20 protein-coding genes are annotated in these 20,141 nt (G+C 73.1%); 13 read left to right on the top strand and 7 right to left on the bottom strand.

From position 1 onward, the window contains the following. Positions 1 to 42 precede the first annotated feature (42 nt). Positions 43 to 657, top strand: coding sequence for a VOC family protein (locus Ae717Ps2_RS16175; protein WP_075307055.1), 615 nt, complete (start codon positions 43 to 45; stop codon positions 655 to 657). A gap of 24 nt (positions 658 to 681) precedes the next feature. Here the strand turns inward: Ae717Ps2_RS16175 and Ae717Ps2_RS16170 are convergent, their stop codons facing one another. Continuing rightward, positions 682 to 1,347 (bottom strand): DUF3043 domain-containing protein, encoded by a 666-nt coding sequence (locus Ae717Ps2_RS16170; protein ID WP_020628307.1) that lies wholly within the window; start codon positions 1,345 to 1,347, stop codon positions 682 to 684. 38 nt (positions 1,348 to 1,385) lie between these two features. On the opposite strand from Ae717Ps2_RS16170, the gene Ae717Ps2_RS16165 reads away from it, so the two are divergent. The 3 genes from Ae717Ps2_RS16165 to Ae717Ps2_RS16155 all read left to right on the top strand — a co-directional run bounded on the left by Ae717Ps2_RS16165 (position 1,386) and on the right by Ae717Ps2_RS16155 (position 4,058). Continuing rightward, entirely contained in the window at positions 1,386 to 2,501 is a 1,116-nt protein-coding gene (locus Ae717Ps2_RS16165; RefSeq protein ID WP_075307053.1) for a glycerate kinase, read from the top strand. Between the two features lie 125 nt (positions 2,502 to 2,626). Next, a complete protein-coding gene (locus tag Ae717Ps2_RS16160; protein ID WP_020628305.1) occupies positions 2,627 to 2,998 on the top strand; it encodes an iron-sulfur cluster assembly accessory protein in 372 nt (123 codons plus the stop codon). 124 nt (positions 2,999 to 3,122) lie between these two features. Beyond that, positions 3,123 to 4,058 (top strand): carbohydrate kinase family protein, encoded by a 936-nt coding sequence (locus tag Ae717Ps2_RS16155; protein WP_139320249.1) that lies wholly within the window; start codon positions 3,123 to 3,125, stop codon positions 4,056 to 4,058. A gap of 66 nt (positions 4,059 to 4,124) precedes the next feature. On the opposite strand, the gene asnB is transcribed toward Ae717Ps2_RS16155, so the two are convergent. After that, positions 4,125 to 6,071 carry an asparagine synthase (glutamine-hydrolyzing) gene (gene asnB / locus Ae717Ps2_RS16150; protein ID WP_075307049.1) on the bottom strand — a complete coding sequence of 649 codons (1,947 nt, stop codon included), beginning with the start codon at positions 6,069 to 6,071 and terminating at the stop codon, positions 4,125 to 4,127. A 294-nt stretch (positions 6,072 to 6,365) separates the two neighbouring features. Between asnB and Ae717Ps2_RS16145 the strand changes: the two genes are divergently transcribed. Together Ae717Ps2_RS16145 and Ae717Ps2_RS16140 are read left to right on the top strand one after the other, a co-directional pair. Beyond that, complete coding sequence (locus tag Ae717Ps2_RS16145; protein WP_075333562.1) at positions 6,366 to 7,316, top strand: cytochrome c oxidase subunit II; 951 nt, start codon at positions 6,366 to 6,368, stop codon at positions 7,314 to 7,316. A gap of 16 nt (positions 7,317 to 7,332) precedes the next feature. Next, positions 7,333 to 7,731, top strand: a complete 399-nt coding sequence (locus tag Ae717Ps2_RS16140; RefSeq protein WP_020628301.1) for a cytochrome c oxidase subunit 4 — start codon at positions 7,333 to 7,335, stop codon at positions 7,729 to 7,731. 68 nt (positions 7,732 to 7,799) lie between these two features. Here the strand turns inward: Ae717Ps2_RS16140 and Ae717Ps2_RS16135 are convergent, their stop codons facing one another. Then, positions 7,800 to 8,711 (bottom strand): SDR family oxidoreductase, encoded by a 912-nt coding sequence (locus tag Ae717Ps2_RS16135; protein WP_075307047.1) that lies wholly within the window; start codon positions 8,709 to 8,711, stop codon positions 7,800 to 7,802. A 96-nt stretch (positions 8,712 to 8,807) separates the two neighbouring features. Here Ae717Ps2_RS16135 and Ae717Ps2_RS16130 point away from each other — a divergent pair, with 96 nt between their 5' ends. After that, positions 8,808 to 9,380 (top strand): TetR family transcriptional regulator, encoded by a 573-nt coding sequence (locus Ae717Ps2_RS16130; RefSeq protein ID WP_020628299.1) that lies wholly within the window; start codon positions 8,808 to 8,810, stop codon positions 9,378 to 9,380. A gap of 36 nt (positions 9,381 to 9,416) precedes the next feature. On the opposite strand, the gene Ae717Ps2_RS16125 is transcribed toward Ae717Ps2_RS16130, so the two are convergent. Beyond that, a complete protein-coding gene (locus tag Ae717Ps2_RS16125) occupies positions 9,417 to 10,574 on the bottom strand; it encodes an acyl-CoA dehydrogenase family protein (RefSeq protein ID WP_060711624.1) in 1,158 nt (385 codons plus the stop codon). 140 nt (positions 10,575 to 10,714) lie between these two features. Between Ae717Ps2_RS16125 and Ae717Ps2_RS16120 the strand changes: the two genes are divergently transcribed. The 4 genes from Ae717Ps2_RS16120 (at position 10,715) to Ae717Ps2_RS38310 (ending at position 14,244) form a co-directional block, all read left to right on the top strand. Beyond that, the gene (locus Ae717Ps2_RS16120; RefSeq protein ID WP_020628297.1) at positions 10,715 to 12,154 is read left to right on the top strand and encodes a sensor histidine kinase; all 1,440 of its coding nucleotides are present in this window, start codon (positions 10,715 to 10,717) and stop codon (positions 12,152 to 12,154) included. Positions 12,155 to 12,174: 20 nt separating this feature from the next. Then, positions 12,175 to 12,816 carry a response regulator transcription factor gene (locus Ae717Ps2_RS16115; protein ID WP_043282742.1) on the top strand — a complete coding sequence of 214 codons (642 nt, stop codon included), beginning with the start codon at positions 12,175 to 12,177 and terminating at the stop codon, positions 12,814 to 12,816. Between the two features lie 64 nt (positions 12,817 to 12,880). Further along, positions 12,881 to 14,080: an IS701 family transposase gene (locus Ae717Ps2_RS16110; RefSeq protein WP_075332982.1), complete on the top strand. Its 1,200-nt coding sequence runs from the start codon at positions 12,881 to 12,883 to the stop codon at positions 14,078 to 14,080. After that, positions 14,077 to 14,244 (top strand): hypothetical protein, encoded by a 168-nt coding sequence (locus Ae717Ps2_RS38310; protein WP_170917006.1) that lies wholly within the window; start codon positions 14,077 to 14,079, stop codon positions 14,242 to 14,244. Before Ae717Ps2_RS16110 ends, Ae717Ps2_RS38310 begins: the two co-directional genes overlap by 4 nt. Positions 14,245 to 14,262: 18 nt before the next feature. Here the strand turns inward: Ae717Ps2_RS38310 and Ae717Ps2_RS16105 are convergent, their stop codons facing one another. Next, the gene (locus Ae717Ps2_RS16105) at positions 14,263 to 16,038 is read right to left on the bottom strand and encodes an NHL domain-containing thioredoxin family protein (protein ID WP_075307043.1); all 1,776 of its coding nucleotides are present in this window, start codon (positions 16,036 to 16,038) and stop codon (positions 14,263 to 14,265) included. Between the two features lie 77 nt (positions 16,039 to 16,115). Between Ae717Ps2_RS16105 and Ae717Ps2_RS16100 the strand changes: the two genes are divergently transcribed. Next, a complete protein-coding gene (locus Ae717Ps2_RS16100) occupies positions 16,116 to 16,922 on the top strand; it encodes an Fpg/Nei family DNA glycosylase (RefSeq protein ID WP_075334289.1) in 807 nt (268 codons plus the stop codon). Between the two features lie 125 nt (positions 16,923 to 17,047). Next, positions 17,048 to 17,626: a hypothetical protein gene (locus Ae717Ps2_RS16095; RefSeq protein ID WP_075307041.1), complete on the top strand. Its 579-nt coding sequence runs from the start codon at positions 17,048 to 17,050 to the stop codon at positions 17,624 to 17,626. Between the two features lie 18 nt (positions 17,627 to 17,644). Here Ae717Ps2_RS16095 and Ae717Ps2_RS16090 read toward each other — a convergent pair whose 3' ends face one another. Next, the gene (locus tag Ae717Ps2_RS16090; protein WP_075333561.1) at positions 17,645 to 18,316 is read right to left on the bottom strand and encodes a phosphatase PAP2 family protein; all 672 of its coding nucleotides are present in this window, start codon (positions 18,314 to 18,316) and stop codon (positions 17,645 to 17,647) included. Positions 18,317 to 18,363: 47 nt separating this feature from the next. After that, complete coding sequence (pgi, locus tag Ae717Ps2_RS16085) at positions 18,364 to 20,034, bottom strand: glucose-6-phosphate isomerase (RefSeq protein ID WP_075307038.1); 1,671 nt, start codon at positions 20,032 to 20,034, stop codon at positions 18,364 to 18,366. Between the last annotated feature and the right edge of the window lie 107 nt (positions 20,035 to 20,141).

The following is a 20,141-nucleotide window of genomic DNA, read 5'->3' as shown; positions in this document are numbered from 1 at the left end:
GCCGCACATCGTGTCCTACCGGTCCCCGGTAGCGTCGCGAAGGTGCTCGATCATCTGGTCCTGGCCACCCCCGACGTCGACGACACCGCCGCTGACCTGGCCGGACGTCATCTCCACACGATCGAGGGCGGACCGCACGTCGGTGTCGGCACCCGCAACCGGCTGGCCGGGATCGGGCCGGGCCGCTACCTGGAGGTCGTGGGCCCCGACCCCGCCCAGGACGAGCCGGGCGCACCGCGCCCGTTCCGGATCGACACCCTGACCGCGCCCGCCCTGGTGACCTGGGCGGTGCGCGTCGAGGACCTCGACGCCGCGCTCGCCGCGGCCCGCGCCGCCGGGCACGACCCGGGACCGGCCCGGGACATGTCCCGCAGACGCCCGGACGGCACGCTCCTGGCGTGGCGGCTCGCGTTCCCGCCCGACGACGCGGGCGGGGTGCTGCCGTTCCTCATCGACTGGGGCACCACCCGGCACCCGGCCGCCGACCTCCCGGTCCCGGCGAGCCTGCGGACGCTGCGCCTGACCCACCCCGAGCCGGAGCGGGTGACCGCGCTGCTCGACGCGCTCGGCGCGGGCGGGGAGGCCGAGGTCGTCGCGGGGGAGACGCCGTCGCTGCAGGCCGTGCTGGACCTGCCCGGCGGGCCGCTCGTGCTCTGAGAGCAGGGGCCCGCCGGGACGGTGTCAGACCGTGTCGCCGCGCTTGACGCGCGGCTTGGGCACCCGCATCCGTCGCGGCTGGGTGGCGCGGGAGAACGCGTACCACCCGGTGCCGAGGCCCTTGATCTCCTCGTCGGGGAACTTCGCGCGGGCCTTCTTCAGGACCTGCATGCCCAGCAGCGTGCCCTCGACGACCATCACGATCAGCATCAGGAACGTGAACAGCGTGACGTACTGCTGGATCATCGGGTTCTGGATCAGCGCCGCGACCAGCACGAGCGCGGCCAGCGGCAGGAACAGCCCGATGACGTGCGGGCGCGAGTCGACGATGTCACGCACGTACGCCCGCACCTTGCCGCGGTCACGGGGGAGCAGCACGCGGTCGTCACCGGCGTCCATCCGCTTGCGGCGCTCCAGCGCCTTCGCCCGGCGCTCGTCCTTCGACGGCCGGGTGGCGCGGGCCAGCTTCGCGGCCTCCCGCTGGGTGCGCGGCGGGGGCGGCGCGGGGCCGCGCCGCCTGCCTTCGGCGTCACGGCGCTTCGGCGTCGCCCGGCCCTTGCCGGGGGTGGTGCGGGGACGCGAGCGGGTCGCGCCCTCGTCCTCCGTCTCCGCAGCGTCCGTGTCCGCCGGGGACTCGACGGCCGTCTGACCGGCCTGGTCGGAACTCTCGGAGCGGCGCAGGAACCTCACAGGAGCCCACAATACGGGCCGCCGCTAGCCTGCCCCGCATGCGCATCGTGGTGGCTCCCGACTCGTTCGGCGGAACGCTGAGCGCACGGGAGGCGGCCGAGGCGATCGCCGCGGGCTGGCGTCGCGGGGTGCCCGGCGCCGACGTCGCGATCGTCCCTCTCGCCGACGGCGGCACCGGCTTCGCGGAGGTGCTGCACACCGCGCTCGGCGGGACCCTGCACGAGCAGGAGGTCACCGGTCCGCTCGGCGACCCGGTGACCGGGTCCTGGCTGCGCGTCGGGGACACGGCCTACCTGGAGTGCGCCTCGGCGTGCGGCCTGCACCACGTCCCGCGCGAGGACCGGATCCCCGGGGTCGCCCGCACCGCGACGACCTCCGGCGTGGGGGAGCTGCTCGCCGCCGCCCGGGACGCCGGGGTCACCACCGCCGTCGTGGGGCTGGGCGGGTCCGCCACCACCGACGGCGGCGCCGGCCTGCTGGCCGCCCTCGGCGCCGTCCCCGTCGACGAGGACGGTCTCCCGCTCCCACCCGGCGGCGCGTCCCTGGACTGCTGTGCCCGCCTCGACGGCACACCCGACCTGGGTGGGATGACCCTGGTCGCGGCGAGCGACGTCGACAACCCGCTGCTCGGACCGCACGGCGCCGCCGCGGTGTTCGGCCCGCAGAAGGGCGCCGACGACGCCGCGGTCACCGAGCTGGACCGCGCGCTGACCGTGTTTGCCGGGGTGCTCGCCGGCCTGGCCGGGCGCGACGTGAGCGACCTGCCCTCGGCAGGGGCCGCGGGCGGTCTCGGTGCCGCGCTGCTCGCCCTCGGCGCGCGGGTCGAGTCCGGTGCCGGACTGGTCCGCGACCTGGTCGGGCTCGACGCCGAGCTGGACGCCGCCGACGTCGCGGTGACCGGGGAGGGCAGCTTCGACTGGCAGTCGCTGCGCGGCAAGCTCGTCACCGCGGTCGCCCGGGGCGCGGCCGAGCGCGGCACGCCGTGCGTGGTGCTGGCCGGTCAGGTGAGCGTCGGGCGCCGGGAGGCCGCCGCGGCGGGGGTCGACGCCGCGTTCGGGGTGGCCGAGGAGTTCGGGCTGGAGGCCTCGCTGGCCGACCCGGCCGGGACCCTCGCCGACCTGGCCGAACGTGTCGCTCCGCGCTGGAGTCGGTGATCCCCGTCACCCTCCCGGCGACGAATCGCACGGTCTCCGCGCGGATGCGGACCTGCGGGACGTCGTACTATGGATTCCGACGCCCGGTGGGAACAGGGCGGACCACGCACGTTGTTGGGAGAGTCATGACCGTTGACAACACCGTGAACGCGGGCGCGACCACGGAGCAGACGCACGGCGTGGAGCTGACCGACTCCGCTGCCGTCAAGGCGCGCACCCTGCTCGAGCAGGAGGGCCGTGACGACATGCACCTGCGCATCGCCGTGCAGCCCGGTGGCTGCGCCGGCCTGCGCTACCAGCTCTTCTTCGACGACCGGTCGCTCGACGGTGACCTCTTCCGTGACTTCCACGGTCTCAAGGTCGGCGTCGACCGGATGAGCGCCCCGTACCTGCAGGGCGCCACGATCGACTTCGTCGACACCATCGAGAAGCAGGGCTTCACGATCGACAACCCGAACGCGGGCGGCTCCTGCGCCTGTGGCGACAGCTTCAACTGACGTCGCACGACAGCACCTCCGAAGGGCCCCGCCGGTGATCTCCGGCGGGGCCCTTCGGCTCGGGTGACGTAGGCTCCCCCGTGTGCCTATTGCCGTGACGGGGTCGATCGCCTCCGACAATCTCATGCACTTCCCCGGGAAGTTCTCCGAGCAGATCCTGGCCGAGCAGCTCGACCGGATCTCGGTCAGCTTCCTGGTCGACGACCTGACGATCCGCCGGGGCGGCGTGGCCGGCAACATCGCCTTCGCGCTCGGTGTGCTCGGCCAGAACCCGGTGCTGATCGGCGCCGTCGGCGCCGACTTCGCCGAGTACCGGAAGGTGCTCGACGACCTGGGGGTCGACACCTCCGGGGTGCACACCCACGACGACGTCCACACCGCCCGCTTCGTCTGCACCACCGACGACGACATGCGGCAGATCGCGTCCTTCTACACCGGCGCGATGGCCAAGTCGAAGGAGATCGAGCTCGCCCCGATCGCCGAGCGCGTCGGCGGGTTCGACCTGGTGCTCATCGGCGCCAGCGACCCCGACGCGATGCTGCGCCACACCGACGAGTGCCGCGCCCAGGGCTACCCCTTCCTCGCCGACCCGTCCCAGCAGCTGGCCCGCATGGAGGGTCCCGAGGTGAAGCGCCTCATCGAGGGCGCCACCTACCTGGTCACCAACGACTACGAGTTCGAGCTGCTGCTCAAGAAGACCGGCTGGACCGCCGAGGAGATCGGCGCCAAGGTCGGCACCCGGATCACCACCTTCGGCGAGCGGGGTGCGCTGATCGTCGAGGCCGACGGCACCGAGACCCGGATCGACGTCGTCCCGCCGACCGAGCTGGTCGACCCGACCGGCGTCGGTGACGCCTGGCGCGCCGGGTTCCTCACCGCGCTCGGCGCCGGGCTGTCGCTGGAGCGCTCGGCCCAGCTGGGCGCGCTCATCGCGACCTACGTCCTGGAGTCCGACGGCCCGCAGGAGTGGACCTGGGACCGCGACGCTGCCCTCATCCGGCTGCGCGACGCGTTCGGTGACGCCGCCGCCGACGAGATCCGGGCCGTCCTGCCCGGCTGACCCCGCCGTAGTGGCCGAACGGGCCGGCACCCCCAGGGGTGCCGGCCCGTCGTCGTGCGGGACCGCTCAGATCTTGACCGGGTAGGTCGGGGTCGGGACCTCGGGAACGATCCGCTTCTCGACGAAGATCCCGTGCCACAGCAGGAAGACCAGCACCGCCCAGATCCGGCGGGAGTGGTCGACCGGGCCCTCGCGGTGCGCGTCGAGCATGCGGTGCACGGCCTGCAGGTCGATCAGGTGCCCGGCCCCGGAGTTCTGCAGGATATCGCGCGCCCAGGCGTACATCTCGTCGCGCAGCCAGTGCCGGATCGGCACCGGGAAGCCCAGCTTCGGCCGGTTCAGCACGTGCGGCGGGATGATGCCCTCGCAGGCCCGGCGCAGCGCGTACTTCGTGGTGCCGTTCGAGCCGTGGGTGATCTTCTGCGACTGCGGCAGCGACGAGGCGATGTCGAAGACCTCGGGGTCGAGGAACGGCACCCGCAGCTCCAGCGAGTGCGCCATCGTCATCTTGTCGGCCTTGACCAGGATGTCGCCACGCAGCCAGGTGAACAGGTCCACGTGCTGCATCCGGGCGACCGGGTCCCAGTCGTGGCTGGCGAAGTAGTGCGGCGCCGTGACGTCCTGGTGCGACACCCGCGGGTCGTAGCCGCGCAGGACCTCGTGGAGCTGGTCGTCACGGAAGATGCGGGCGTTGCCGTAGTAGCGCTGCTCCATCGACAGCGACCCGCGGCGCAGCAGGTCCTTGCCCCGCATGCCCTCGGGCATCTTGCGCGAGGCCCGGCGCATGAGCGGCTTGAGCGTGCCGGGGACCTTCTCGAACGGCGACAGCGACAGCGGCTCGCGGTAGATCGAGTAGCCGCCGAACAGCTCGTCGGCGCCCTCGCCGGACAGGACGACCTTGACGTGCTGGCGGGCCTCGCGGGCGATGAACCACAGCGGGACCAGCGCGGGGTCGGCGACCGGGTCGTCGAGGTACCAGATGATGAGCGGCAGGGCCTCCATCATCTCGTCCGGCTTGACGGTGCGCACCACGTGCCGCACGCCGATCGCCGCGGCGGACTCGGCGGCCACGTCGACCTCGGAGTAGCCCTCGCGCTCGAACCCGGTGGTGAAGGTGATCAGGTTCGGGTTGTGCTCCTTGGCCAGCGCCGCGATGGCGGTGGAGTCGATCCCGCCGGACAGGAACGCGCCGACGGTGACGTCGGCCCGCATGTGCTTGGCGACCGAGTCGCGCAGCACGTCGGCGATCTCGCCGTGCACGATCGCCTCCGCCTCGGCGCTGGCCGGGGCGTGGCTGGGCAGTGAGATGAACTTCGGCGCGAAGTAGCGCTGGTGCAGCGGCTCCTCGCCGGGGCGCACGGTGACGTGCGTGCCGGACTCGACGCGCGAGATCATCCGGTGCAGCGACATCGGCTCGGGCACGTACTGCAGGGTCAGGTAGTGCTGCAGCGCGGCCGGCTCCAGGTCGAGCCCGATCTCGAGCTCACCGGCCAGGGACAGCAGCGACTTCTTCTCGCTGGCGAACGCGGTGCCGACCGGGGTGGTGGCCAGGAACAGCGGCTTGATGCCGAACGGGTCGCGGGCCAGGAACAGCTCGCGCTCCACGACGTCCCAGATCGCGAAGGCGAACATGCCGCGCAGGCGCTGGACGGCGTCGGGGCCCCAGTAGTGGAACGCCGCGACGATGACCTCGCCGTCGCCGTCGGTGGCGAAGGCCGCGTCGTAGGTCTCGATCAGCTCCTCACGGAGCTCGAGGTAGTTGTAGATCTCGCCGTTGAAGACGATCGTGTAGCGGGTGTCCTCTCCCGGCACCGGCCCCCAGTGCAGGGGTTGGTGGGAATGGTCGACGTCGATGATCGACAGCCGGTTGAACCCCAGGACGAGGTCGTGGTCGTTCCACGTCTCGCTCTCGTCGGGTCCCCGGTGCCGCGCACAGCGCAGCCCGTCGGCGATCGGCTCGACCCGGGTCGCGGCGTCCGCCCCGGCGGTCAGCAATCCCAGCAGTCCGCACACACCGGTCAGTATGCCGAGTCAGCCGGACGGGTCTCGCGCGCCCCGGTGCGAAACGGTCTTCCCGCTGAGAGACTGCCGGTTTCCCCTGCGGCGGTGACGACGTTCACTCGCCGGCCGGGAACCCCCGGGGGGCGCGGCCCGACCGGGGTTCGTCTAGGCTCTACGCGAGGTCGAAGACGGTGCTCCATACGGGTGGCACAAGATCCCCTTCGGCCGCGGTGTCGTGACGGCGGAGCAAGGAAGAACGTGCTGGCAGTGCGGCGTACGCAGGAGACGACAGGAAGGCGGCGTGCAGTGGCCCGAACCGAAGGCCGCTCCCGGATCGCCCGGGCGGCGAAGGTGGCCGTGGTCGGCCTGCTGGCGGCGCCGGCTCTGGCCGGTTGCTCGGTCCAGGAGGTCATCCGGTTCGGGTGGCCCGAGGGGGTGACCCCCGAAGCCGAGTCGATGCGCCACCTGTGGACCTGGTCCGCGATCGCGGCGCTGATCGTCGGTGTCATCACCTGGGGCGCGATGTTCTGGGCGATGATCCTGCACCGCAAGCGCAAGGACGACGACGGCTCGCTGCCGCGCCAGACGCAGTACAACCTGCCGGTCGAGCTCGTCTTCACCGCCATCCCGACCGTCATCGTCGCCGTGCTCTTCGGCTTCACGGTGAACGTGCAGAACTTCGTCGACAAGGAGAACCCGACCGCGGGTGGCCCGGCCGACCTGCGGGTCGACATCGTCGGGTTCCAGTGGAACTGGGAGTTCTCCTACCCCGACGAGGCCGGCCCGGGCGGACGCCCGGTGAGCACGCTGGGCACGAGCGACACGATCCCGATCATGGTCCTCCCGACCGACCGGTCGATCCAGTTCACGCAGCGCTCGCCCGATGTCATCCACTCGTTCTACGTGCCGGAGTTCCTCTTCAAGCGCGACGTCTTCCCGTTCCCGGAGCGGAACGAGCAGGACAACACCTACATCATCGACCGGATCGACCGTGAGGGTGCGTTCGTCGGTCGCTGCGCCGAGCTGTGCGGCACGTACCACTCGCAGATGAACTTCGAGGTGCGTGTCCTGGAGCCCGCGCTGTTCGACCGGTACATCCAGCTCCGCAAGGAGATCAACCCGCAGACCGGGCAGGCCTACTCGACCGGCGAGGCGCTGCAGGCGCTGAACTGCGGCGAGTGGTGCGCGCCGGAGGCGATCAGCACGCAGCCGTTCTCGACCGACCGCGGCCAGCTCGCCGCGCAGGTCACGGGCTGAGGGAGGACGCGCACCCATGAAGATCGAGTCCCGGCTCTTCGAGATCGTCACCGGCTTCTTCATCCTGGCCGCGCTGGCGTACATGTTCATCGCCGGTGAGGTCGTCGGCGTGACCGCGCTGTGGCTGACCGCGGGTCTGTCGCTGATCGTCGGCACGTACTTCCGGTTCGTCTCGCGCCGCCTGGAGGAGCGTCCCGAGGACAACCCCGAGGCCGAGGTGTCCGACGGCGCCGGTGAGGTGGGCTTCTTCTCGCCCGGCAGCTACTGGCCCCTGGGTCTGGCCGCCGCGGCGGCGTTCGCCGCGCTGGGTGTGGCGTTCTGGTACGCCTGGATGATCGTCGTCGGCATGACGCTGGTGCTGATCGCCGTCGGCGGGCTGGTGTTCGAGTACCACCGGGGTCCCGCCGCCCACTGATCCACCGCACCGTACGAACGGCCCCGCCCGGGAATCCCGGGCGGGGCCGTTCGTCGTTGGCCGGTGCCTCAGCTCGTCGGCTGTGCCGTGGTGGCCCTGGTGTAGTGCCGCTCGATGTCCTCGACGAGCGTGGGCCCCTCCGGCCGCCAGCCGAGCAGCGCCCGGGTCCGGTCGCTGAGGGCGACGATGTCGAGCGCGGCGAAGGCGCCCAGGTGGCCGAAGTGCTCCGGCTGCACCTCCCGCACCGGCACGTCGAGCCCGCGGCCGATCGCGCCGGCGATCTCGCGCATCGGCACGCCCTGCTCGTCCGCGGCGTGCAGCACCGTCGCGGCCGGGGCGGACTCGCAGGCCAGTCGGAACAGCCGTGCCGCGTCGGTGACGTGCACGGCGGGCCAGTGGGTGCTCCCGTCGCCGACCTGGGCGCTGATCCCGGTCCGGCGTGCGGTCTCGACGAGCACGGACACGAAGCCGGTGTCGCCCGCGCCGTGCACGGTGGGGGCGAGCCGCACGCTCGTCGAGCGCACGTCCGCCGAGGCGAGGGCCAGGACGTCCCGCTCGGTGGCCATGCGGTGCGCCGCCGGGCTGTCGGCGGCGGGCGGGTCGTCCTCGGTGACGGGCGTGCCGGAATGGTGTCCGGCCAGTCCGGAGGCGATGACGAGCGGGCGGCCGGTGCCCTTCAGCGGTGCGGCGAGTGCGGCGACGGCCGCCCGGTCCGCGGCGACCGCGGCGGGGAAGTCGCCACCGAAGGCCAGGTCGTGCTTGAAGGCGAGGTGGACGACGCCGTCGACCTGCGCGGCCGTGGCGGACAGCAGGTCGAGGTCGTCCAGGTCGCCCCGGACGACCTCGGCTCCCGCCGAGTCGAGAGCGGCAGCGCCGGCGTCGGACCGGGACAGTCCGACGACGCGGTGGCCCGCCCCGAGGAGCTCGGGAACGAGGGCGGAGCCGATCCAGCCGGTCGCCCCGGTGACGAGGATGCGCATGTGGTGCCTCCGTGAGTGATGACGACCAGGTGATGTCACCTGATGACATCACCGTACACCGGGATGACACGAGGTGTCATCACGTAGGCTGCGCGCATGGGCAGATGGGAGCCGGACGCCGCCGGACGGCTGCGTGGAGCGGCCCTGGACCTGTTCGAGGAGCACGGCTTCGACGGCACGACGGTGGAGGACATCGCGTCCCGGGCCGGGGTCACCAAGCGGACGTTCTTCCGGCACTACGCCGACAAGCGGGAGGTGCTGTTCGGCGGGGACTCGGGGGAGTCGTTCGTGGCCCTGTTCGCCGCGGGGCTGGCCGCCGTGGGCCCGGACGTGCCACCCGAGCGTGCGCTGAGCGCCGCGCTGGAACACGCGGCCGGCGCGTTCGACCCGGGGTGGGAGTTCGCGCGGCGCCGGCAGGGGGTGCTGATGGCGAACGTCTCGCTGCGCGAGCGGGAGCTGGTGAAGATGGAGGCGGTCACGCGGGTGCTCGCCGAGGGACTGCGTGACCGGGGCGTGGGCGAGCCGGGTGCGACCGTGGCGGCCGAGGCGGGCGTCGCGGTGTTCCGCACGGCCTTCACCCGCTGGGTCTCCGCCCCGGTGCCGGGTGACCTGGTGGCGGAGATCCGGGTGGTCTCCGCGGCGCTGCGCCGGGTGCTCGCCGGCGGGTGACCGGCGGCCCGGACGGGCCGGACCGCAGGCGAACGGTCAGCCGCGGGCGGCGCGGCCCAGCGCGTCGCGGGCGATGATCACCTGCTGGATCTGGCTGGTGCCCTCGTAGATCCGGAAGAGCCGGGCGTCGCGGTAGAACCGCTCGACCGCGACCCCGCGCATGTAACCCGCCCCGCCGTGCACCTGGACGGCGCGGTCGGCGACCCGGCCCACCATCTCCGAGCAGAAGTACTTCGCGGCGGCGGGCCCGGAGACCATGTCGGTGCCGTCGTCGAAGCTGCGAGCGGCGTCGAGGACCAGACCGCGGCCGGCACGCGCGTCGGTGACCGAGTCCGCGACCAGGCCCTGGACCAGCTGGAACCGCGCGATCGGCTTGCCGCCCTGCTCCCGGGTCCTGGCGAACTCGACGGTCTCGTGGACCAGGCGGTCGGCCATCCCGACGCAGACGGCGGCGATGTGCAGCCGGCCGTGGGCCAGGCACTTGGCGGCGACGAGGAAGCCCTTGTCGATGCCGTCCTCGCCACCGACGACGTTCTCGAACGGGACGCGGACGTCGTCGAGGTACACGTCGGCGGTCCACGCGCCGAACTGGCCCATCTTGTGGTCCTTCGGCCCGACCGAGAGGCCGGGGGTGCCCTTCGGGACGAGGAAGGTCGAGATGCCGCGGTTGCCGGGGGCGTCCGGGTCGGTCCGCGCGAACACCATGATCACGTCGGCGACGGGGGAGTTGGTGATGTAGCGCTTGGAGCCGTTGAGGACCCAGCCGTCGCCGTCGCGGACGGCCCTGGTGGTGAGCGACGACGGGTCGGAGCCCGCGTCGGCCTCGGTCAGCCCGAACGAGGCGGTGACCTCACCGGACGCCAGCCGGGGCAGCCACTGCTTCTTCTGCTCCTCGGTGCCGCCCTCCAGCAGCACGTGCCCGGCGATGCCGTTGTTGGTGCCGAACAACGAACGCAGCGCAGGGGTCGTCCAGCCGAGCTCGAACGCGAGCCGGACCTCCTGTGAGGCGGTCAGACCGAGGCCGCCGTACTGCTCGGGGATGGTGAAGCCGTAGAGGCCCATCTCCTTGCACTGGGCGACGATGCGCTCGGGGACGGCGTCCTCGGCGTCGATCCGCTCCTCCTGCGGCACCACCTCGGTGCGGATGAAGTCACGGACGGAGTCCAGGACGTCGGTGAGGTCGGCGGGGTCCACGGGCACACCTTCTCGCGTCGTCGCGTCTGTTACCGAGTGGTAGCTCACCATGTCGCCCCCGCCCCACGCGACCCCGGCGCGGCGTTCGTCACCGCCTATCCTGCGCAGGGGACGACCGGCAGGCGAGGAGGTGGACCGTGATGGCGGAGGAGCAGGCCGTCCGGCCGCGGCCGGACCCCGACGAGCCGGGCGGCAGCCACCTGGACCCGCACCTGGTCCGTGCGCTGGAGGGCTGGGGCAACGGCGCGCTGCGCGAGTACCTGCTGCGCGACGGCGGCCTGCACCTGCCGCACGCGCCGGGCTGGCCGTCGACGTGGCCGGGACGCACCCGGCTCGGCGCGCAGATGGCCTACCTGCTGGCCGGGCTGCCGCTGGCGGTCGTCAGCGGGGTGGTGGTGCTGGTCGGGCTGGTGCTGGGGGCGAGCACGTTCGTCATCTGGATCGGGCTGCCCATCACCGTCGGTCTGCTGGCCGCGGCGCGTGGGTTCGCCGAGCTGGAGCGCCGGGCCACCGAGGGCGCGACCGGCGGTCCGCTCCCGCCGCACCACTACCGGCCCAACCGCGGGCGCTCGCTGATGGGACGGCTGTTCCGGGCGCTGGCCGACCCCCAGAGCTGGCGCGACGTGGCGCACGCGGTCGCCGCCCTGCCGGTCCGGATCCTGACCGCGGTGGTCGCGCTGGTGTGGGCGGTCACCGGGCTCGGCGGGCTGTTCTACGTGTTCTGGCAGTGGTCGTTGCCGCGCGGGCCGGAGAACTGGACGCTGTTCGGGTCCGTCACCGGCATCGACTCCACCCTCGGCGACGTCGCGCTCAACACCGGGCTCGGGGTTCTGCTGCTCGTGACCCTGCCGACGGTCGTGCGGTGGCTGACCGACATGCGCGCACTGCTCGCCCGCGGCCTGCTCACCAACCAGACGGCCGCACTGCGGGCCCGCGCGCTGGCTCTGGCCGCCGGGCGGCGGGCGGCCGTCGCGGCCGAGGCACAGACCCTGCGCCGGCTCGAACGCGACATCCACGACGGGCCGCAGCAGCGGCTGGTGCGGCTCGGCATGGACCTGGAGTCCGCCGTCCGGCGCCTCGACGACGATCCCGAGCGCGCCCGCCCGCTGCTGCACGAGGCACTGGAACAGAGCCGTGAGGCGCTCTCGGAGCTGCGCGCGCTGTCCCGGGGCATCGCACCACCGATCCTCGCCGACCGCGGGCTCGGCCCGGCGCTGCGGGCCGCCGCGGGACGCTGCCCGGTCCCGGTCGACCTCGACGTCGGCCTCGACGACGGTGCCCGGCTGCCCGCCCTGGTCGAGAACACCGCGTACTTCGTGGTGACCGAGGCGCTCACCAACATCGCCAAGCACGCCGGCGCGACCGCGGTGACCGTCACGGTGACCGTCGACGAGACGCTGCTTCGGGTCAGCGTCCGCGACGACGGCCGCGGCGGCGCCCACCCGGGCAAGGGCCACGGCCTGGCCGGGCTCGCCGACCGGCTGGAGATCGTCGAGGGACGCCTGGAGGTCGACAGCCCGCCCGGTGGCCCGACCGTCCTGACCGCGGAGGTCCCGGTCGCCGGCCTCGGCGACGCGTGACCCAGGATGGGTCCATGACGATGCGGGTGGTGCTCGCCGAGGACTCGGTGCTGCTGCGCGAGGGCCTGGTCCGGCTGCTGGAGGAGGCGGACGCGACGGTGCTCGCCGCCGTCGGGGACGGCACCGCGCTGGTCGCGGCGGTGGAGGAGCACCAGCCCGAGGTGGCCGTCGTGGACGTCCGGATGCCGCCGTCGTTCACCGACGAGGGGTTGCGGGCCGCGCTGGAGATCCGCCGGAGGTTCCCGTCGGTGGGGATCCTCGTGCTGTCCCAGTACGTCGAGGAGTCCTACGCCACCGACCTGCTGGAGGCCGGTGGCGGGGTCGGCTACCTGCTCAAGGACCGCGTCTCCAAGCTCGCTGACCTGTCCGACGCGCTCGGCAGGGTCGCCGCGGGCGGCACCGTGCTGGACCCGGAGGTCGTCTCCGCGCTGCTCACCAAGCGCCGCCGGCGTGACCCGCTGGCCGAGCTGTCCCCGCGCGAGCGCGAGGTGCTGGAGCTCATGGCCCAGGGCCGCACCAACATCGCGATCGGGCGGCTCATGGTGATCACCCAGGGCGCGGTGGAGAAGCACATCTCCTCGATCTTCACCAAGCTCGGACTGCCGCCGTCCTCGGACGACCACCGCCGCGTGATGGCGGTGCTCGCCTGGATGGAGGGCTAGTACTGTAACGGCAGTTCGGCGTGTGGTGAGAGGCTGACGGCCGTTCGGCGGTGATGATCACCGCGTGGTTGATCTTGCCGGGTGGGTGGCCTCGTTGGATGCGGTGGTGGAGCTGATCTCTGGCCGTTTCCGCAGGGTCGAGCCGCGCCGGCGGGTCGGAACCTACCTGCGAGGCCTGCTCGCGGGGCTCGAGCGGAAGAACGGCTGGACCCTCGCCGAACACGCCGGGGCGATGTCGCCGGACGGGATGCAGCGGCTGCTGCGCACCGCGGACTGGGACGTCGACGGGGTCCGCGACGACCTGCGCGGCTACGTCCTGCAACATCTCACCGACACCGCGTCGGGGGTGTTCATCGTGGACGAGACCGGGTTCATCAAGAAGGGCCTGTGTTCGGCCGGGGTGCAGCGCCAGTACACCGGCACCAGCGGGAAGATCGACAACTGTCAGCTCGGTGTGTTCCTGGCCTACGCCTCGAAGCGGGGGCGGGCGTTGATCGACCGGGAGCTCTACCTGCCGACCTCGTGGACCGAGGACCGCGAACGCTGCGAGCGCGCGGATGTCCCCGATGACGTCGAGTTCGCCACGAAACCGCAGCTGGGGACGGCGATGCTGGCCCGCACGTACGCCGCTGGGGCACTCACGTCCGGGTCGTGGGTGACCGCGGACGAGGTCTACGGGCAGAACCCGGGCTTTCGCGACTGGCTCACCGAGCGGGAGATCCCGTTCGTGTTGGCCACCCGCAATGACGACATGCTCACCAGCCCGGACGGGAATCGTCGCCCGGCCAAGGCCCTGGCCACGATCGCCGGGGCGCGTGATCTCGACACCGGGCACGACGGGTGGGAGCGCCGCGCGATCGGGCCGGGCGCGCACGGGATGCGGGTCTATGACTGGACCGCGGTTGCGCTGGCCATCGACGGCCTCCCGGCGGGTTGGGGGCACTGGCTGCTGGTGCGCCGCCAGACCGAGCCCGCAGAGGGCAAGACCATCCGTGAGCTGGCGTTCTACCGCTGCGCCGCCCCGGCGAACACGCCGCTGCGCGACCTCGTTCGAGTCGCCGGGGCGCGGTGGGCGATTGAGGAATGCTTCCAGACCGCGAAGAACGAGGCCGGCCTCGACCACTACCAAGTCCGCTCCTACCGAGCCTGGCACGCCCACATCACCCTGGCCATGCTCACCGCGGCCTACCTCGCCGTCACCCGCGCCGCCGAACACGCACGCGAGGCCGAAAAGGGGGATCCTCAGCCAGCCGGCGCGCATTGATTCAGCTGTCGGGCAACGAGATCCGCCGTCTCCTCGCCGCGCTCGCCTTCACCCCGCTCACCTGCATCGACCACGTCATGCACTGGTCGACCTGGCGCCGTGAACGCCAACAACAGGCCCGCGACTGCCACTACCGCCGACGCGGCGAACGACCCCCGAGCTGATCAACTGCCGTTGCAGTACTAGACCGACCGCAGGTCGAGCTCCAGCTCGGCCGGGCCGTCGTCGCCGACGGTCACCGGGATGCCCCAGTCCTGCTGGTAGCGGTGGCAGGCGGCGAACCCGTCCGACGGGTCGTCGCAGGCCGCCGCGGTCACCGCGACCTGCAGCACCCCGGCGCCGACGGACGGGTCCAGACGCAGCTCGCGGGTCAGCCCGGTCGCGGTGCCGCCGCCGCCCCGCAGCAGCGACGGCGGGTCGGCGACCACGGTCAGCGACGTCGGGTCGCCGTAGCGGTCGTCGAGGTGCTGGCCGGTGGGCGGGGTGAACCCGATCCGCAGCGTCACGTCCGGGGCGAGCGTCGTCGGGGTACGCCGGACGACGTGGGCGTCGCCGGCCACGAGCGACCCGGCCGGGACGGGCAGCCGCACCAGCCGGTGCGCCGCGGACTCGACGACGACCAGTGTCTCGCCGTCGACGAGCAGGTCCGACGGTTCGGCGAGCCCCTCGGCCAGCGTCGAGACCCGGTTCGTGGCCGGGTCGAACCGGCGCACGGCACCGTTGTAGGTGTCGGCGACGGCGACCGAGCCGTCGGGCAGCACGGTCACCCCGAGCGGGTGCTGCAGCAGCGCCTGCGCGGCCGGGCCGTCGCGGTGCCCGAACTCGAACAGCCCCTGCCCGACGGCCGTCGCGACCGCGGCCCCGGGGCCGTCCCCGATCCGTCGCAGCGCGGAGATCTCGGAGTCGGCGACCCACAGCGTCCCGTCGGGGCCCACCGCGAGCCCGGAGGGCTGGGCGAAGAACGCCTCGTCGAACGCCCCGTCGCGCAGCCCCTCGGTGGTGGTCCCGGCCAGCACCCGGGCCTCGCCGGTGGCGGGGTCGAGGGTCCACAGCTGGTGCGGGCCCGCCATGGCGACGACGACCGTGCCGCCCCACCACGCGAGGTCCCACGGCGAGGACAGCAGCGTCGACGTGGCGCCCACCGCGACCCGCTCGCGCAGCTGCTCACCGGTCCCGGCCAGGGTGGACACGGTGCCGTCGGCCAGGTCGACCCGCCGGACCGCGTGGTTGACGGTGTCGGCGACCAGGACGGCGTCGCCGGAGGGGAGGACCAGCAGCCCCTGCGGCTCGGAGAACCGCGCCGCCGACGCCGCGCCGTCGGCGAACCCGCGCTCCCCGGCCCCGATCCGCCGCACCTCGGTCTCCAGGTCGCCCGCCAGCTCGACGAGCTGGTGGTGGGCGGTGTCGGACACGAGGAACGTGCCGCCGGGCAGCGCGACGGCCGAGCCGGGGAAGCGCAGCGCGGTGTCCGGCGCGGGCGGCGGGACGTACGGGTCGTCCCCGCGGCGCAGCCGGTCGCCGTGCGTGGCGACCAGCTCCCGGACCAGCGCGGCCAGGCCGGGGCCGTGGCCCTCGCCCGCCATCCGGGCGACGACGAACCCGTCCGGGTCGACGACGGCCAGGGTCGGCCAGGCGCGGGCGGCGTAGGCGTCCCAGGTGGTGAGCTCGGGATCGTCGAGGACGGGGTGGGTGACGTCGTAGCGCTCCACCGCGGCCTCGACGGCGGCCGGGTCCGCCTCGTGCACGAACTTCGGCGAGTGCACCCCGATGATCGTCAGGACGTCGCCGAACTCGGCCTCCAGGGGCCGCAGCTCGTCGAGCGCGTGCAGGCAGTTGACGCAGCAGAACGTCCAGAAGTCGAGCACCACGATCCGCCCGCGCAGCCCGGCGAGGGTCACGTCCTCGCCGCCGGTGTTGAGCCACCGCCGTCCGCGCAGTTCGGGCGCCCGCACCTTCATCCGTTCACCAGCAGTCACACCGGCCCCAACGACGGACCGGCGCGCGCGTGTTCCCCGGCCACGCCACACTGACCGTCATGCCGGAGCTGCCCGAGGTGGAGAACGCACGCACCGTCCTCGCCGAGGCCGTCGGCCGCACGATCACCGCCGTCGACGACCGCGACGACTGGGTCTGCCGCCCGCACCGGCCCGGTGACATCGCCTCGGCGCTGAAGGGCGGGCGGCTCACCCGGGCGAACCGGATCGGCAAGACCATGTGGTGCGACACCGAGACCGCCGACGGCGAGGCGGGGCCCGCGCTCGGCGTGCATCTCGGGATGGGCGGACGGATCGTGGTCACCGACTCCGACGGTGAGCGCATCGGCGGCGGCCCCGCCCGCCTCGACCGGCAGCCGCGCAAGGCCGAGTGGGACCGGTTCACCCTGACCTTCGACGACGGCGGGCAGCTCCGGCTGTTCGACAAGCGCCGTCTCGGCCGGGTCCGGCTCGACCCCGACCTGTCCGGCCTCGGACCCGACGCCGAGGGCATCGACCCCGCCGAGTTCCGCGAACGCCTGCTGCGCGGCACGTCGGCGGTGAAGGCCCGGCTGCTCGACCAGTCCGTGCTGGCCGGCGTCGGGAACCTGCTGGCCGACGAGACACTGTGGCAGGCGAGGATCTCGCCGACGGCCCCGGTCCGCGACCTGACCCGCGCCGACCTGGATCGGCTGCACCGCGACCTCGGCCGCGCGCTGGAGCGGGCCATCGCCCACGGCGGCGTCCACACCGGTGAGGTCGTCGAGCACCGGCGTCCGGGCGGGCACTGCCCGCGCTGCGGGACGGAGATGGTGCACGGGACCGTCGGCGGGCGGTCGACCTGGTGGTGCCCGCGGGAGCAGGTCTGAACCCGGGCGGAGCGACCGCACGTGCCCGCCCCGTCCCCACGGCCGGACGTGACGTCGGCGAGCTCGCTCACCGGGTACGCGAATCCCGCGGTTCCGTCCTCCCGGGAGCCGTGCACAATCACCCCATGCCGGACGCGTCCGACACCGCTCTGCTGTACGTCGACCGCGGCCTCGTGCGCGCCGACGACACCCCACCCGACCCCGGGGTCCAGCGCCGGGCCCACCTCCTGGCCCGGACCGCCCGCGGGGTCCGGTGGGCGGTCCCCGCGCTGCTGCTCGTCGTGCTGGTGCTCGCGTTCACCCCGGTGGCGGGCGCGGCGTTCTGGGCGACGGCGGTCGTCGTGCTGGTCGCGGTGGTGGCCGCGGTGCTGCTGCTGACCCGCGCCGCCGCCGTCGCCCAGGCCACGGCGGGACTCCCGGTGCCGATCGAGATCACCGGGAAGGTCGCGACCGCGACGCGTGCCGTGCTCGCGATGACCGGTGCGCTGCGCACGCACCGGAAGGCCGCGGGCGCCGCCGAGGGGGTCGCGCTGCTGCGGCAGTGGACGACGGCGACGGAGGCACTGCGCGCGGCGTGGCTGCGCGAGGACATCGGTGCCTGGCACGACCACGCCCGCACCCTCGCCGCGGCGGGGGAGCGGGCCACGCGCGTCACCGGCGCCCTGACCGGCGCCGGGACACCGGACGCCGACCCCGGGGCCTGACCGGCGCCGGTGGCCGGGTCAGGCCGCGGTGACGTCCCGTCGCCGGGTCCGCCGGTAGAGGACCAGCGACAGCACCGTCACCCCGGTGAACGCGAGCGCCGCCCCGAGCGTCCATCCGGCGAGCACGTCGGACAGCCAGTGCACACCCAGGTAGATGCGGGTGAACCCGACGGCTCCGGCCCACAGCACCGCGAACGCGGTGAGCAGCACCCGGCCGCGCGGGCGCAGTACCGGCCACAGCACGAGCACCAGCGCCGTCCAGGCGGCGGCGACCATCGTCGCGTGTCCGGAGGGCAGGGACTCGTTCGCGATGAAGGTGACCTGCAGGTCCGCGGGTGGGCGGGCCCGGTCGAGCAGCTGCTTGATCACCGTGAACACCACGCTCGCGACGAGCGGCACCGCGGCCAGGCACAGCCCCTCGGCGGCCCGGCCGCGCAGCGCGAGCACGGCCGCGCCGACCAGGGCGACCGCGGTGCTGCCGACGGTGTTCCCGAGCTCGGTGACCACCAGCGCCACCACCGTGACCCCCGGGATCCGGTCCGCGGCGAGTCCGATCGCGGTCTCGGTGTCACCGCTCTGCAGCACCCCCGTCGCTGCCAGGGCGATCAGCACCCCGGCGAGCAGGAGCAGGGCCGCAGCGACCGGACCGGTGACGCGGGCCCGCAGCGGGGCCGACCGTGGATCGTTCACCGGGCGATTCTCGCCCGGCGGGACGGGGCCCCGCCGGGCGAGGGGTCTCAGCGACCGCGCCAGGCGCGGTAGCGACCGATCAGCGCGGCGGTGGACGCGTCGAGACCGGACTCGGCGGCGTCCGGCGGGTTCGCGCCGTAGAGCGCGGGCCCGAACTGCTTGGCCATGACCTTGCCGAGCTCGACCCCCCACTGGTCGAAGGAGTCGATGCCCCAGATCGTGCCCTCGACGAAGGTGACGTGCTCGTAGAAGGCGATGATCTGCCCCAGCACCGACGGGGTCAGCTTCTCGGCCAGGACCGTCGACGACGGCCGGTTGCCCGGCATCACCTTGTGCGGCACGACGTCGGCCGGGGTGCCCTCGGCCTCGATCTCCGCGGCGGTCTTGCCGAACGCCAGCGCCGCGGACTGGGCGAACAGGTTCGCCATGAACAGGTCGTGGGAGTCGGCCGCGTCCTCGCCGGGCAGGTCGTGGTGCGGACGGGCGAAGCCGATGAAGTCGCACGGCACGAGCCGGGTGCCCTGGTGCAGCAGCTGGTAGAACGCGTGCTGGCCGTTGGTGCCCGGCTCGCCCCAGAAGATCTCGCCGGTGGTCGTGGTGACCGGGGTGCCGTCACCGCGCACCGACTTGCCGTTGGACTCCATGGTGAGCTGCTGCAGGTAGGCCGGCAGCCGGTGCAGGTACTGCGAGTACGGCAGCACCGCGCGGGTGTCGGCGCCGAAGAAGTTCGAGTACCAGACGCCGAGCAGCCCGGAGATCACCGGCAGGTTCTGCTCGAGCGGGGTGTGGCGGAAGTGCTCGTCCATGGCGTGCATGCCGGCGAGGAACTCCGCGAAGTGCTCGCGGCCGATCGCGCACATCAGCGACAGGCCGATCGCCGAGTCCACCGAGTAGCGCCCGCCCACCCAGTCCCAGAACCCGAACATGTTGTCGGTGGAGATGCCGAACTCCGCCACCTTCTCGGCGTTCGTGGAGACCGCGGCGAAGTGCTTCGCGACCGCTCCGGTGTCGTCCGTCCCAAGCCCGGACAGCAGCCAGGACCGCGCGTTGCGGGCGTTGGTGAGCGTCTCCTGCGTGGTGAACGTCTTCGACGAGACGACGAACAGGGTCGTCGCCGGGTCGAGGTCGCGGGTCTTCTCGTACAGGTCGGTCGGGTCGATGTTGGACACGAACCGGCACTCGAGGTCGCGCTGGGCGTAGTCCCGCAGCGCCTCGTAGGCCATGACCGGGCCCAGGTCGGAGCCACCGATGCCGATGTTGACCACGGTGCGGATCCTCTGCCCGGTGAACCCGGTCCACGCCCCGGAGCGGACGGCGTCGGTGAACTCGCCCATCCGGTCCAGCACGGCGTGCACGTCGGCGACGACGTCCTGGCCGTCGACGGTGAGCGACGCGTCCCGCGGCAGCCGCAGGGCCGTGTGCAGGACCGCCCGGTCCTCGGAGGTGTTCACGTGCTCACCGGTGAACATCGCCTCGATGCGCGCGGGCAGTCCGGCCGCGCGCGCCAGGTCCGTCAGCAGACCGACGGTGTCTCGGGTGATGCGGTGCTTGGAGTAGTCGAGCACCAGGTCGGCGCCGGTGGCGGTGAGGGCGGCGGCGCGGTCGGGGTCGTCGTCGAACAGCGACCGCAGGTGTCGGGGTTCGACCTCCGCCGCGTGCTCGGTCAGCGCCGTCCATTCCGTGGTCGCCGTGATGTCGTGGCTGTTCGTGTCGGACACGCGGCCATCATGGCGCAGCACCCCGGCGCGAGCGCGCCGGCACGAGCCGGGGCGCGTCGCTGGGCCGCTCGGGCGAACCGCCCGTCGTACGCGACGATCCGCGGGAC

It is taken from the genome of Pseudonocardia sp. Ae717_Ps2 (genome assembly GCF_001932475.1).
Classification (GTDB): Bacteria; Actinomycetota; Actinomycetes; order Mycobacteriales; family Pseudonocardiaceae; genus Pseudonocardia.
The sequence above is the reverse complement of the archived record's forward strand: the minus strand, read 5'-3'. Positions and strand labels throughout refer to the sequence as shown.